The organism is Marinovum sp. (assembly GCF_048263515.1).
GTDB lineage: Bacteria > Pseudomonadota > Alphaproteobacteria > Rhodobacterales > Rhodobacteraceae > Marinovum.
In genome coordinates, this window is sequence record NZ_JBLXEC010000004.1 from 122337 (window position 1) to 134694 (window position 12358).

Below are 12358 nucleotides of genomic sequence, written 5' to 3' on the forward strand. Positions count from 1 at the left end.
CGCGCGTCTAGCTGCTCCGGCCCCGGCAGGGGCGGCCAAACGGGCCGCTCCGCCCGGGCCTGTTACCGCCCGCAACCAGGAGACCCTGAATGACCCTGCATCGCCGCCAGTTCCTTGCCGCCAGCGCCGCCGCGCTCGTGCTTCCGGCTGCGCCCCGCGCCGACGAGGGCACCTTCGCGGTGACCCGCAGCGAGGCCGAGTGGCGCAAGCGGCTGACCGCGCTGGAATACGAGGTGATGCGCGAGGCCGGCACCGAACCGCCGTTCTCCTCGCCGCTGCACGACCAGAAGACGCCCGGCCGCTACCACTGCCGCGGCTGCGACCAGGCGCTTTATTCCTCGAACCACAAATACGACAGCGGCACCGGCTGGCCGAGCTTCTGGCAATCGCTGCCCGGGGCCATCGGCACCCGCCGCGACCGCAAGCTCTTCATCAGCCGCACCGAATGCCACTGCAGCCGCTGCGGCTCGCACCTCGGCCATATCTTCGACGACGGCCCGCCGCCCACCGGCAAGCGCCACTGCCTCAACGGCGTCGCCCTGGTCTTCCGCCCCGCCTGACCCTGCAAACCAAAAGGACCGGCGCCCGAAAAGCGCCGATCCCAGTCTTCTTCTGTTCAAAAATACCCTCGGGGGAGTCGCCCCTGGCGACGGGGGCAGAGCCCCCAAACCCGCAACGCCCGCCAAAGCCGCCAGCGTCCGCCCCTCAGGCCCCGATCACTTGTCCGGAAAACTCCGGCTGTCCTTGATCTGCTCCCAGGCCCACATGACCTCGCCCAGCTGTTCTTCCTGGCTGCGGTCGCCGCCGTTCATGTCCGGGTGCAGCACTTTGATGAGCGCCTTGTAGGCCTTGCGGATCTCGACCTTGGTCCAGGTCTCCTTGGCCTCGAGGATCTCGATCGCGCGCCGCTCGGTCGGCGGCAGGCGGCGTCCGGCGGCGGTGCCGCCGCGGCCGGGGTTGCGGGTGGCGTTCTGGCCCAGCACCTGGTGCGGGTCCTCGATGCCGAGCCGGGCCCAGGCCTTGGCCTCGGGGTCGCGGAAATCCTTGGTCTTGCGCTCCCAGACCTTGTCGGCGCTTTCCTGGGCGTTCATCTCGGCTTCGGTCTTGCCGTCGAAGAAGCTCCACTTGGCGTTGTATTCGCGCACGTGATCCTTGCAGAACCAGAAGAAATCATCGAGCACATCGGGCGCCTTGGGCGCGCGATACAGGCCTTTCTCGCCGCAGCCGTCATGATCGCAGACCCGGGTCGAGGTCTCGGACGCGCCGGACATCCCGCGCCGGCCGCGCGGGTTTTTCTTCTTGGCAGAGGACACGGACATATCGAATCCGAAGGGGTCTGGTTTACTCATGGTTCGCACCTTTTCGACTCGGACGTGGCAGTTTAGACCATCGGGAACCAGAGGGAAGGGGCCGAGGTCAAAATCATGCCGAGATCAGAAGAAATTCGCCAAAGACTCGAGGCCGCTTTTGCGCCGGTCGAGCTGCAGGTTGAAGATGAAAGCGAGGCCCATCGCGGCCACGCCGGGTATCAGGAAGGGGGCGAAAGCCACTTCCGGGTAAAGCTGCGGTCAGAGGCCTTCGCCGGCCAGTCCCGCATCGCCAGGCACCGCGCGGTCCATGCCGCGCTCGGCGCCGATCTGATGGCCGCGATCCACGCGCTGGCGCTGGATCTCGACACGCCCTGAGGGGCGCTCAGGCAGGCGGCTTCTCGGCCGCTTGCGCCGCCTCGTCGCCGGTCTCTTCCGCGTCGCTGGTTGCGTCTTCGGCGGCATCCTGAGCAGCCTCGCCGTCGCTGTCCTTGCGATCCTCCGGCGCGCTCTCACCCTCCGCAGTCTCGCCCGCGATCTCAGCCGTCACCGCCCCGTCCTCGAAGCGCGCATCGCCATTGGCACTCTCGCTCTTCATCGCGCGGGCGGCGTCCAACACGGGGATCTCCTTGGGCGGGTCGAGCAGCCGCGGCTCGAAGCTCGCGACCTCATCCTCGCGCGCCCGGCGAAACACCAGCACGTTGCGGAACACCGTGTGCTTGCCCGACAGCCCCTGCCGCTCTTCGCTGGGCAGGGTCTCGGCGCGCACGTATTCCCAGCCGTCACCAGCCATCTCGTTCATCACGCATTCGAGAGCGAAGGCAAACCGCCCCTCAGCCCCCTTCACGCCCTTGGCCCGGCGCCCCTGAGAGGGGGCGGGAACCACCTTGTAATCATATCTCGTCATGGCCTGCCCAAGAGCATACTTCGCGCCCGAGCGCAATCGCTGTCAGCCTTTCGGACGCCGCATCCTGAGCCCCAATCCGCCCAATCCGATGATCACCCAGGAGGTCTGGATCAGCGCCGAGGCGAGGTTGAAATCGTGGATCAGCGAGACCAGCACCAGCCCCGCGGCGGCGATGTTGCAGAGCGTATAAGCCACCGAATTTCCGTCCAGCAGCCGCAGCTGCAGCGCCGCGAAAGAGCCGACGTAAAACAGGAAGCCGGTGACCCCCAGCGCTTCGAAGAAGCCGCGTGTGTCGAGCGACAGCTGAAAGGTCTCCACCGTGAAATCCTTACCCTTGAATGCCGCGATCCTGCCGGTTCGGGGGCAGGGGGACAAGGGGGCGGCATGTGGTGGTGGGTTGAAAACCCACCCTACGGGCAAGGCCCCGAGGTTAGGCGCAAGGCGTAGGGTGGGTTTCCAACCCACCCCCGCGCGCACAAGACGTGGGGTTGGTTTCCAACCCACCGCCGCGCGCACAAGACGTAGGGTGGGTTTCCAACCCACCGCCGCGCGCGCAAGACGCAGGGTGGGTTTCCAACCCACCATCGCCAAAAACAAAAAGAGCGCCCGTCAACCCGGCGCCCCATCCCCTCACGGAATATCGAACGTCACGCCTCACCGGCGGACAAATTGCCTACCCCGGGCCCATTCAGCAGGGTGACAATGTCTGGCCCGCGCCTACTCGGCGGGGTGGCGGTGTCTGGCCCGCTCCAAGCGGGCGTCCAGCCGGCGGGTGTCGCGCTTGAGGATCAGGATACCGACGCCAACGACCAGAAAGGCCATCACCGGCACTGTGAATTCAAGGCTCATCATCGGGCTCCTCCTTGCGAAGCATACCCAGAATATAGTGCGAAAGCCCGTGAATTGCCAGTCCGCCGAAGCCCCAGCCGGCGCTGAGCCTGTCGAATTGCAACCGACCCTCGGTCAGAGGCCGCAGGATGGCAAAGGCGATCAGCCCCAGCGCAATGGCATTGGCGAAGCTGGCCAGCAGCTTCACCCGCTCGTTGTGGATGAGCAGCGCGTCGCGCAGACGCATGCGCTCAGAGCCCCAGCTTGGCGCTCACGATCTCGTTGACCGCCTTGGGGTTGGCCTTGCCGCCGGTGGCCTTCATCACCTGGCCGACGAACCAGCCGGCGAGCTTGGGGTTGGCCTTGGCCTTCTCGACCTGCGCCGGGTTGGCGGCGATCACCTCGTCCACCGCCGTCTCGATGGCGCCGGTATCGGTGACCTGCTTCATGCCGCGCTCCTCGACGATCTTCGCCGGGTCGCCGCCCTCGGTGTAGACGATCTCGAACAGGTCCTTGGCGATCTTGCCGGAGATCTCGCCCTTTTGGATCAGCGCGATGATGCCACCCAGCTGTTCCGGCGAGACCGGGCTGTCGGCCAGCGAATGGTCTTCCTTCTTCAGCCGGCCGAAGAGCTCGTTGATCACCCAGTTGGCGGCCATCTTGCCGTCGCGGCCTTCGGCGACCTTTTCGAAGAAGTCGGCCGACACGGTTTCGGCTGTCAGCACCGATGCGTCGTAATCCGACAGACCGTAGTCCTTGATGAACCGGGCTTTCTTGTCGTCGGGCAGCTCGGGCAGGTTGGCTTCGATGTCGTCCACCCAGGCCTGCTCGATTTCCAGCGGCAGCAGGTCGGGATCGGGGAAATAGCGGTAGTCGTGCGCCTCTTCCTTCGAGCGCATGGAGCGGGTCTCGCCCTTGTCCGGATCATAGAGCCGGGTTTCCTGGTCGACCGAGCCGCCGGCTTCCAGAATGGCGATCTGGCGCTTGGCTTCATAGTCGATGGCCTGCTGGATGAAGCGCATCGAGTTCATGTTCTTGATCTCGCAGCGGGTGCCGAGGTGGCTGAAATCCTGGGTCTCCTGGTATTTCTCGTATTGGCCGGGCCGGCAGACCGAGACGTTGACGTCGGCGCGCAGGTTGCCGTTCTGCATGTTGCCGTCGCAGGTGCCGAGATATTGCAGGATCTGGCGCAGTTTCACCACATAGGCCGCAGCTTCCTCGGGACCGCGGATGTCAGGGCGTGAGACGATCTCCATCAGCGCCACGCCGGTGCGGTTGAGGTCGACGAAGGACATGTTGGGGTCCATGTCGTGGATCGACTTGCCGGCGTCCTGCTCGACGTGGATGCGCTCGATCCGCACCAGCCGCGCGGTGCCGTCGCCAAGCTCCACCAGAACCTCGCCTTCACCGACAAGCGGTTCGTAAAGCTGCGAAATCTGGTAGCCTTGCGGCAGGTCGGGGTAGAAATAGTTCTTGCGGTCGAAGGCCGATTTCAGGTTGATCTGCGCCTTGAGCCCCAGCCCGGTGCGCACCGCCTGTTCGATGCAGTATTCGTTGATCACCGGCAGCATGCCCGGCATCGCCGCGTCGACGAAGGCGACGTTGGAATTGGGCTCGGCGCCGAATTGCGTCGAGGCGCCGGAGAACAGCTTGGCCTGCGAGGACACCTGGGCATGGACCTCCATGCCGATCACCAGCTCCCAATCGTGCTTCGCCCCGGCGATCACCTTGGGTTTGGGGGTCTCATATGTCAGGTCCAGCATGGCCGTCTCCTTCAGCTCGGAACGAAACGGGTTCTAGGGCAGGGGCGGGAAGGGGGCAAGAGGCAGTTCGGGGGTTGGGAGGTGAGGATGGGAAACGATGGCTCGCTTGACATGAAGGACGGTACGTTGGTCCTGAAGCGCTCCGCGCCCCGGACTTGATCCGGGGCCTCCCGGCCGTGGCCAGCGCCACACGCCCCGGACTCGATCCGGGACCTCCCGGCCGACGCCAGTACCCCACGTCCCGGACTTGATCCGGGACCTCCCGGCTGACGCCAGCGCCACTCGCCCCGGACTTGATCCGGGGCCTCCCGGCCGAGGCCAGTACCCCACGTCCCGGACTTGATCCGGGACCTCCCGGCCGACGCCAGCGCCTCGCAATGCCCCACCGCGAAAGCCGCGCCATTGACGGGCCGCGGCGCGGCGATCCTACCGCAGTTCTGTTCGATTTATCCCCGCCACTGGCGCGCTTTGAATGAGCGAAGCGCCTGCGGCAACCCGATCGCCGGGCCGAGGGGGCGGCCCGGCGATGGCGCGGCGGCCTGCGGCCTTGATTCCGCGCCGGGGGCATTGATCGACGTGAAGACGGGATGATCGGAGCGGGAGGCCCCGGATCAGGTCCGGGGCGCGCGCGGCAATACGCCGACCGAACCGCTCAAATCAAGGCGCCGGGCTCGGCTGAACAGGCCGGCGGCGCGCCTCGCGCGACATCACGCTGCTCAAGGCCGCCCCGGCCTGACGCGCACCGCATTCGGCGCCGGAGGGCCCGGTGTCGTGACCGCTGCCGGGGGTGGCGTAGCCGATGTCGGTCAGGGTCCAGACCCAGCCATGCGTCTCGGTCATCTCGGACCGGATCAGCCGGTTGCGCAGCTTCTCGAGCGGACGGCGCTGGCTCCGCGGCATGTCGCGGCCGGCGGCAAGCACCTGGCACAGCCCGGCGGCAAAGAGGTTGACCATGTGCTGGCCGGGGTGGCGGCGCAGGATATCCTCCACCGCTTCGACGAAATAGCCGGTGTCGAGCGCCAGCAGCGCGCCGGCGTCCTGCAGCAGCGCATCGAAATAGACCCAGGCATAGGCGCCGCTGCCCCAGGTCTCGCCGGTGGCGGCGGCCATGCGGCGCGCGGCAAGGTCGAGCGCGGCGTAGCTGCCGAACCAGCAGGGCAGCAGATGCAGGCCGAAGGCGCGCATGTGGCCGGGCACCTGCGGCGCAAGGGTGACCAGCGTCTCGTAGCGCGTCACCACCTGGGCATCGGCACCGGGCTGGCCGGCCAGCAGGGCGCAGCGGGTCGAGGCCAGCAACGGCGAGGTCGCGCTGTCGCTGTCGAAGGGCGCGAGGATTTCCTCGGCGCGGACAAAGGCCTCGCGGAAGGGCGCGAGGTGCTGCTCGGGCTTGCCCCGGCGCCAACCCTGCTTGTACCAGGCCCAGCCGGCGTCCATGTGGCTCAGCGCCACGACGGCGGCGCAACCCGGGTCGCCGGGCATCTCGTCGGCGATCTCGTCCATGGCACGCAGCCCGTCCAGCATCCGGTTGTTGCGCGACAGTACACCGGCGGAAGAGGCCTCTTCCAGCGCGCGGCTCAGGTCAGACCGCGCGCCGGCGGCGAGCAGTTCGGCCTCTGGCGTGCCGGCAGCGGTGCAGGCGCGGGCGGCATCGGCGGCGCCGATCAGGGCGCTCAGCCTGTCCCAGTTCTCCTGTCGGGCGAGGTCGCGGCCGCGGTCCAGCAGCGTGCGGCATTCCTCCAGCTCGGGGGTGTCGGTCCGCAGCGGCCGGCCGATCCGATCCAGCAGTTCGGCAGACAGCACGCCGGGGTCGTCCCCCTGCAGCGCCGGGACGTTGCGGGACTGATGTGCGGACGCCCGCGGCGCAGACGGCGAGGCCAGGCGCAGCGCGGCACGGGTCTTGTCGGTGATGGCGGTGAGAGTCTTGAACATAAGGATACAACCAGTCGGCAAAATTTCGCTCTGGCCAACCTCTGCGACGTTTTGGGCGTGGTCATGGCAGCGGAAAGATAGAGAATGGCAGAAACCGGCGGAGCGTGCCGCAATGCGGCAAAGTTCTGTCAAATGTTCCGCAGTTCGAGGGGTTTGGGATGATGCGTCGGGGAGTGCTGACGATTCTTCTGCTGATGCTGCCACTGGCCGCGCCGGCCGATCCGGCGCCCAAGGCGCCCGAAGCCTCGCTGCTGGCGCCCGGTCAAAGCCTGCGCCCGGCGGCGCGCGCCACCCGCAATCCGCGCATGCGCTGGCCGTCGGGCACGCAGGAGGCGGCGCTCTGGACCCGGGTGATGCTGAGTGCACTGGAGAAGGGCCATGCCAAGCCGCTGGTCGAGACCGTGCCGCGTGACATCGCCGAATGGTGCCCGGCCTATCCCGACAATCCGCCCTCGGCGCGGGCGGCCTTCTGGGCCGGCTTTGCCTCGACACTGGCGAAATACGAAAGCACCTGGCGGCCCCATGCGGTGGGCGGCGGCGGGCTCTGGCACGGGCTTCTGCAGATCCTGCCGGGCACGGCGCAGTTCAACAAGTGCAGCGCGACCAGCGGGCCGGCCTTGCAGGACGGCGCCGCCAACCTCTCCTGCGCCTTGCGGATCATGGCGCGCACGGTGCCGCGCGATCAGGCGATCTCGTTGCGTGACAGCCGCTGGCGCGGGGTTGCGGCGGATTGGGGGCCGATGCGCTCGGACGCCAAGCGCCGCGATATGGCGCGCTGGCTGAGCAAACAGAGCTATTGCCAGCCGATCGAGACCACCCGTCCGCGTTTGCGCCCGGCCAGCTGGCCGCCGGCGGCCTGAAGTTACTCAAACTTTGACGTAATTTCCCGGACTGCAAGGATGGCCCAGTCGCTGGAGCATGCCACCCGATCAGGAACACCGGCCTGCGCTGAGACGATAGGCAGGCCGGGCGCTCAGCACCAGCTCTCCAGCAGGTCCACCGCCGCGCGGCGCATCAGCGCGCCGTCGATACCCACGGCGAGGAAGCTCGCCCCGGCCTCGGCCACCTCGCGCACATAGCTCTGATCTGACGACAGAAATCCTGCGGGCTTGCCTGCCGCCACGATCCGGCGCACCGCGTCGCAGACCGCCGCGCGCACTTCCGGGTGGCCGGTCTCGCCTGGGAAGCCCATCGAGGCCGCGAGGTCCGCCGGACCGATGAAGATACCGTCGACGCCCTCGACCGCGGCAATCGCCTCGATCTGCTCGGCGGCGGCCACGGTCTCGACCTGAACCACCAGACAGATCTCGTCGTTGGCGCGCTGGGTGTAGCTCTTGATCGCGCCCCAGTGGCTGGCGCGGGTGGTGCCGGCGACGCCGCGGGTGCCCTGCGGCGGATAGCGCACCGCCGAGACCGCCTTGCGCGCCTCGTCGGCCGATTGCACGTAGGGCACCATGATAGACTGCGCGCCGGCGTCGAGCAGCCGCTTGATCTCGACAGGGTCGTTCCAGCCGGCACGCACCATGACCGAGGTCGGGTAGGGCGCCGCCGCCTGCAACAGCGGCAGCATGGCGCGCGGGTCGACCGGCGCATGTTCGCTGTCGATCAGCAGCCAGTCATAGCCGCAGCCGGCCAGCAGCTCGACCAGCCCGCTGTCGGGCAGGGTGCTCCAGAAGCCGATCTGGCGTTTGCCCTGTGACAGGGCGGCCTTGAAGGCATTGCGCGGCAGGTCCATCGGTGTCTTCCCTGTTCAGGTTCGGAGAGGTCAGGCGCTGGCGCGCAGCGGCCGGCGGGCCTCGGCCCAGGCGCGCACGGCGTCGCCGAAGGCGGTAAAGAGCGGGCGCGACACCGGGTCGTTGGCGGCGTCCCACTCCGGGTGCCATTGCACAGAAAGGGTGAAGCCCGGCGCATCCTTGATATAGGCGGCCTCTGGCGTCTCGTCCGGCGCCCAGCCGTCGATGACAAAGCGTTTGCCGGGCTGCATCACGCCTTGGCCATGCAGGGTGTTGGTCATCACCTCCTGCGCGCCCATCAGCCGATGAAAGACCCCGCCCTCGGTAAAGCGCACCTTGTGGCGCAGGGCAAATTTCTCTTCGATGGTGCCGTCGGGAGGCATGCGGTGGTTCATCCGGCCGGGCAGTTCGCGGATCTCGGGATGCAGGGTCGAGCCCATGGCCACCGCCACCTCCTGATAGCCGCGGCAGATGCCGAGGAAAGGCTGGCCGCGCTCGACACAGGCGCGCACCAGCGGCAGGGCGATGGCATCGCGCGCCCGGTCAAAGGCGCCATGCGCCTCGGTGGCGGCGACGCCGTATTCCTCGGGGTGGACATTGGGCCGGCCGCCGGTGAGCAGGAATCCGTCGCAGGTCTCGAGCAGTTCGGCGACCGAGAGAAACCGCGGATCGGCCGGGATCAGCAGCGGCATGCAGCCCGACACCAGCGACACCGCCTCGGAGTTCATCGTGCCGCCGGCATGGGCGGGATATTGATCGTTGATCAGGTACTGGTTGCCGATGATGCCGACGATGGGGCGGGTCATGCAGTCCTCTCGAACAGGAGTCGGCCTAATATAAGGCGGCGCCGCGGAGCTTTACAACGGCCAAGCCTTCCGGCGGACAGGTGTCGTCCGGTCAGCGGGGAACCTTGTGGCCCCTGCCGGGTTCTCAGTCAGGTTATCATTGAAAGGGTATGTCATGAAAACTCTGTCCGACGCATTCGAACACACGCTGCAGGATATCTACTTTGCCGAGAACCAGCTGGTGAAGGCGCTGCCCAAGGTCGAAAGTGCGGCCAATGGCAAGAAGCTGAAGCAGGCGGTCTCTGAGCACCTCGAAGAGACCAAGGGCCAGGTCAAGACGCTCGAGAAGGTGTTCAAAAGCCTTGGCAAGGAAGCCAAGGGCGAGAAATGCGATGCCATCGAAGGCCTGATCAAGGAAGCCGAGGGCATCATGGACGAGATGACCGGCGAGGCCAAGAATGCCGCGCTGCTGGCGGCCTGTCAGGCGGTCGAGCACTACGAGATCGCCCGTTACGGCACCCTGCGCGAATGGGCCAAGGTGCTGGGCCACAACGAGGCGCATGACCTGCTGACGGAAATCCTCGATCAGGAGAAGGCGGCCAACAGCAAGCTGACCAACCTGGCGGTGTCGGAGATCAACAACGGGTGAATTGGTCGGGGTGCGGCTTTGGGGCGCATCGCTTGATCGGAGAGGGTGCGCTTTCGGGCGCGCCCTTTTTGTCTGGTGGGGTGATGGTCGGTCTTGCCCACCGGCGTTTGCCGAACCGCGGAAATGGTGGGTAGGATACCCACCCTACGGGACGCGAGATTAGGCGGGGTAAGGCTTGCCCACCGTCCCGCTGACCAAACAAAAAAGGTGGGCAAACTGCCCACCCTCCGCGTTTAGTCACGTCCGATCCGGGAGCCGCAGGGTGGGCAGCCCCTGCCCACCATCCACATCACCCCCGGGCGGCCTTCAACTCCAGCCGCCGGGCGTGCAGCACCGGCTCGGTATAGCCGGACGGCTGCTCGCGGCCCTTGAACACCAGATCGCAGGCGGCTTGAAAGGCGATGCCGTCGAACCCCGGCGCCATCGGCGTATAGGCCGGGTCGCCCTCGTTCTGCTTGTCGACCACCGCCGCCATCTTCTCCATCGCGGCGCGGACCTGCGCCTCGCTCACCACGCCGTGGTGCAGCCAGTTGGCGATGTGCTGGGCCGAGATCCGGCAGGTCGCCCGGTCCTCCATCAGCGCCACGTCGTTGATGTCGGGCACCTTGGAGCAGCCGACGCCCTGGTCGATCCAGCGCACCACGTAGCCGAGGATGCCTTGGGCGTTGTTCTCGACCTCGCGGGCGATCTGGTCGTCGGTCCAGGCCTGGTAGCTGGCCAGCGGGATGTCGAGGATGGTCTCGACAAAGGCTCGCCGCCCGCCTTTCTTGAGCTTGTCCTGCACGGCAAAGACATCGACCTTGTGGTAATGCAGCGCGTGCAGCGTCGCCGCGGTGGACGAGGGCACCCAGGCACAATTGGCGCCGGATTTCGGGTGCTCGATCTTGGTCTCCAGCATGGCGGCCATGGCGTCGGGCATGGCCCACATGCCCTTGCCGATCTGCGCCTTGCCCTGAAGCCCGCATTCCAGCCCGATATCGACGTTCTGGTTCTCGTAGCCGGTGATCCAGGCCTTGCGCTTGATGAAGTCCTTGCGGGAGAACGGCCCGGCCTCCATCGAGGTGTGGATCTCGTCGCCCGTGCGGTCGAGGAAGCCGGTGTTGATGAAGGCCACGCGGTGTTTCGCGGCGCGGATGCATTCCTTGAGGTTGACCGTGGTGCGGCGCTCCTCATCCATGATGCCGATCTTGACGGTGTGCTGCGGCAGGCCCAGCGCCTTTTCGACGTGATCGAAGATCTCGTCGGTAAAGGCCACTTCCTCGGGGCCGTGCATCTTGGGCTTGACCACATAGACCGAGCCATGGGTGGAATTGCCGCTGTCACGGGCAAGATCGTGCTTGGCGATCAGCACGGTCACCATCGCATCCATCAGCCCTTCGAAGATCTCCTCGCCGTCGCGGGTCAGGATCGCCGGGTTGGTCATCAGGTGGCCGACATTGCGCACCCAGAGCAGGGCGCGGCCCTTGACCGTCACCTCTTCGCCGTCGGGGCCGGTATAGGTCCGGTCCTCGTTCAGCCGGCGGGTAATGGTCTTGCCGCCCTTCTGGAAGCTCGCCTCGAGATCGCCCTTCATCAGCCCGAGCCAGTTGCCATAGGCCAGCACCTTGTCCTCGGCATCGACGCAGGCGACGCTGTCTTCGCAATCCATGATCGCCGAGACCGCGCTCTCGATCACCACATCGGCGAGACCGGCCTGATCGCGCGCGCCGATCATGTGGGTGCGATCGAAGACCAGCTCGACATGCAGACCGTGGTTGCGCAGCAGCACCGCTTCGGGCGCCTTGGGGTGGCCGCGGTAGCCGGCGAACTTGTAGGGCTCGGCCAGCGGCATGTCGTCGATCAACAGCGCGCCGTCCTGCACGTGATAGCGCCGGGCGTCGGCATGGCTGCCGCCTTCGATCGGGAAGGCTTCGTCGAGGAAGACCCGCGCCCGGGCCACCACCCGCGCGCCGCGGCCACGGTCATAGCCGCCCTTCGGCGGCAGCGATCCCATGGCATCGGTGCCGTAGAAGGCGTCGTAGAGCGAGCCCCAGCGGGCGTTGGCGGCATTCAGGGCAAAGCGCGCATTGGTCACCGGCACCACCAGCTGCGGGCCCGGCACCAGCGCGATCTCGGGGTCGACATTCGTCGTCTCGATGTGAAAATCGCCGCCCTCCGGCAGCAGGTAACCGATCTGCTCAAGGAATGCCTTGTAGGCCTTGGCATCATGCGGCTGGTTGGCGCGGCCCTTGTGCCAGTTGTCGATCTGGCTCTGCAGCTCTTCGCGTTTCTGCAGCAGGGCGCGGTTCTTCGGCCCCATCTCATGCGCCAGCTCCGACAGCCCCTGCCAGAACTCCTCGGGTGAGACGCCAGAGCCCGGCAGGGCCTTGTCTTCGATGAACGCCGCCAGAACCTCGTCTACGGCCAGTCCGGCCCGGTCAACACGTGTGTTCATGCTCTTGGTCTCCGCTTTGGTGC

Annotated in this window: 14 protein-coding genes; 4 read left to right on the forward strand and 10 right to left on the reverse strand. The window is 66.8% G+C overall.

Annotation, left to right across the window (positions count from 1 at the left end):
• Nucleotides 1–95: 95 nt before the first annotated feature.
• Complete coding sequence (gene msrB / locus ACN0SE_RS05935; protein WP_417523684.1) at nucleotides 96–560, forward strand: peptide-methionine (R)-S-oxide reductase MsrB; 465 nt, start codon at nucleotides 96–98, stop codon at nucleotides 558–560.
• A gap of 156 nt (nucleotides 561–716) precedes the next feature.
• Here msrB and ACN0SE_RS05940 read toward each other — a convergent pair whose 3' ends face one another.
• Nucleotides 717–1349: a DnaJ domain-containing protein gene (locus ACN0SE_RS05940; RefSeq protein WP_417523579.1), complete on the reverse strand. Its 633-nt coding sequence runs from the start codon at nucleotides 1347–1349 to the stop codon at nucleotides 717–719.
• A 75-nt stretch (nucleotides 1350–1424) separates the two neighbouring features.
• Between ACN0SE_RS05940 and ACN0SE_RS05945 the strand changes: the two genes are divergently transcribed.
• A complete protein-coding gene (locus ACN0SE_RS05945; RefSeq protein WP_417523580.1) occupies nucleotides 1425–1685 on the forward strand; it encodes a BolA family protein in 261 nt (86 codons plus the stop codon).
• 7 nt (nucleotides 1686–1692) lie between these two features.
• Here ACN0SE_RS05945 and ACN0SE_RS05950 read toward each other — a convergent pair whose 3' ends face one another.
• From ACN0SE_RS05950 to ACN0SE_RS05975, 6 genes are all read right to left on the reverse strand, one after another.
• A complete protein-coding gene (locus tag ACN0SE_RS05950) occupies nucleotides 1693–2214 on the reverse strand; it encodes a hypothetical protein (RefSeq protein ID WP_417523581.1) in 522 nt (173 codons plus the stop codon).
• Between the two features lie 42 nt (nucleotides 2215–2256).
• A complete protein-coding gene (locus ACN0SE_RS05955) occupies nucleotides 2257–2532 on the reverse strand; it encodes a CBU_0592 family membrane protein (RefSeq protein ID WP_417523582.1) in 276 nt (91 codons plus the stop codon).
• A 399-nt stretch (nucleotides 2533–2931) separates the two neighbouring features.
• Nucleotides 2932–3063, reverse strand: coding sequence for a hypothetical protein (locus ACN0SE_RS05960; protein WP_417523583.1), 132 nt, complete (start codon nucleotides 3061–3063; stop codon nucleotides 2932–2934).
• Nucleotides 3053–3289: a hypothetical protein gene (locus ACN0SE_RS05965; RefSeq protein ID WP_417523584.1), complete on the reverse strand. Its 237-nt coding sequence runs from the start codon at nucleotides 3287–3289 to the stop codon at nucleotides 3053–3055. Before ACN0SE_RS05965 ends, ACN0SE_RS05960 begins: the two co-directional genes overlap by 11 nt.
• Nucleotides 3290–3293: 4 nt before the next feature.
• Entirely contained in the window at nucleotides 3294–4805 is a 1512-nt protein-coding gene (gene gatB / locus ACN0SE_RS05970) for an Asp-tRNA(Asn)/Glu-tRNA(Gln) amidotransferase subunit GatB (protein ID WP_417523585.1), read from the reverse strand.
• Between the two features lie 657 nt (nucleotides 4806–5462).
• A complete protein-coding gene (locus tag ACN0SE_RS05975; RefSeq protein ID WP_417523586.1) occupies nucleotides 5463–6734 on the reverse strand; it encodes a hypothetical protein in 1272 nt (423 codons plus the stop codon).
• Between the two features lie 158 nt (nucleotides 6735–6892).
• On the opposite strand from ACN0SE_RS05975, the gene ACN0SE_RS05980 reads away from it, so the two are divergent.
• Complete coding sequence (locus ACN0SE_RS05980) at nucleotides 6893–7594, forward strand: lytic transglycosylase (RefSeq protein WP_417523587.1); 702 nt, start codon at nucleotides 6893–6895, stop codon at nucleotides 7592–7594.
• 113 nt (nucleotides 7595–7707) lie between these two features.
• Here ACN0SE_RS05980 and ACN0SE_RS05985 read toward each other — a convergent pair whose 3' ends face one another.
• Complete coding sequence (locus ACN0SE_RS05985; protein WP_417523588.1) at nucleotides 7708–8469, reverse strand: HpcH/HpaI aldolase family protein; 762 nt, start codon at nucleotides 8467–8469, stop codon at nucleotides 7708–7710.
• A 30-nt stretch (nucleotides 8470–8499) separates the two neighbouring features.
• Nucleotides 8500–9273, reverse strand: a complete 774-nt coding sequence (locus ACN0SE_RS05990) for a gamma-glutamyl-gamma-aminobutyrate hydrolase family protein (protein WP_417523589.1) — start codon at nucleotides 9271–9273, stop codon at nucleotides 8500–8502.
• A 154-nt stretch (nucleotides 9274–9427) separates the two neighbouring features.
• Between ACN0SE_RS05990 and ACN0SE_RS05995 the strand changes: the two genes are divergently transcribed.
• The gene (locus ACN0SE_RS05995; protein ID WP_417523590.1) at nucleotides 9428–9901 is read left to right on the forward strand and encodes a ferritin-like domain-containing protein; all 474 of its coding nucleotides are present in this window, start codon (nucleotides 9428–9430) and stop codon (nucleotides 9899–9901) included.
• Between the two features lie 289 nt (nucleotides 9902–10190).
• On the opposite strand, the gene ACN0SE_RS06000 is transcribed toward ACN0SE_RS05995, so the two are convergent.
• Nucleotides 10191–12335, reverse strand: coding sequence for a malate synthase G (locus ACN0SE_RS06000; protein ID WP_417523591.1), 2145 nt, complete (start codon nucleotides 12333–12335; stop codon nucleotides 10191–10193).
• Nucleotides 12336–12358 lie beyond the last annotated feature (23 nt).

What these genes read in the sequence shown, in the direction of transcription:
- ACN0SE_RS05975 (WP_417523586.1), bottom strand. Translation starts at nt 6,734, where the DNA reads ATGTTCAAGACTCTCACCGCCATCACCGACAAGACCCGTGCCGCGCTG.
- ACN0SE_RS06000 (WP_417523591.1), bottom strand. Translation starts at nt 12,335, where the DNA reads ATGAACACACGTGTTGACCGGGCCGGACTGGCCGTAGACGAGGTTCTG.
- ACN0SE_RS05950 (WP_417523581.1), bottom strand. Translation starts at nt 2,214, where the DNA reads ATGACGAGATATGATTACAAGGTGGTTCCCGCCCCCTCTCAGGGGCGC.
- ACN0SE_RS05945 (WP_417523580.1), top strand. Translation starts at nt 1,425, where the DNA reads ATGCCGAGATCAGAAGAAATTCGCCAAAGACTCGAGGCCGCTTTTGCG.
- ACN0SE_RS05960 (WP_417523583.1), bottom strand. Translation starts at nt 3,063, where the DNA reads ATGAGCCTTGAATTCACAGTGCCGGTGATGGCCTTTCTGGTCGTTGGC.
- ACN0SE_RS05940 (WP_417523579.1), bottom strand. Translation starts at nt 1,349, where the DNA reads ATGAGTAAACCAGACCCCTTCGGATTCGATATGTCCGTGTCCTCTGCC.
- ACN0SE_RS05985 (WP_417523588.1), bottom strand. Translation starts at nt 8,469, where the DNA reads ATGGACCTGCCGCGCAATGCCTTCAAGGCCGCCCTGTCACAGGGCAAA.
- ACN0SE_RS05990 (WP_417523589.1), bottom strand. Translation starts at nt 9,273, where the DNA reads ATGACCCGCCCCATCGTCGGCATCATCGGCAACCAGTACCTGATCAAC.
- gatB (WP_417523585.1), bottom strand. Translation starts at nt 4,805, where the DNA reads ATGCTGGACCTGACATATGAGACCCCCAAACCCAAGGTGATCGCCGGG.
- ACN0SE_RS05980 (WP_417523587.1), top strand. Translation starts at nt 6,893, where the DNA reads ATGATGCGTCGGGGAGTGCTGACGATTCTTCTGCTGATGCTGCCACTG.
- ACN0SE_RS05995 (WP_417523590.1), top strand. Translation starts at nt 9,428, where the DNA reads ATGAAAACTCTGTCCGACGCATTCGAACACACGCTGCAGGATATCTAC.
- ACN0SE_RS05965 (WP_417523584.1), bottom strand. Translation starts at nt 3,289, where the DNA reads ATGCGTCTGCGCGACGCGCTGCTCATCCACAACGAGCGGGTGAAGCTG.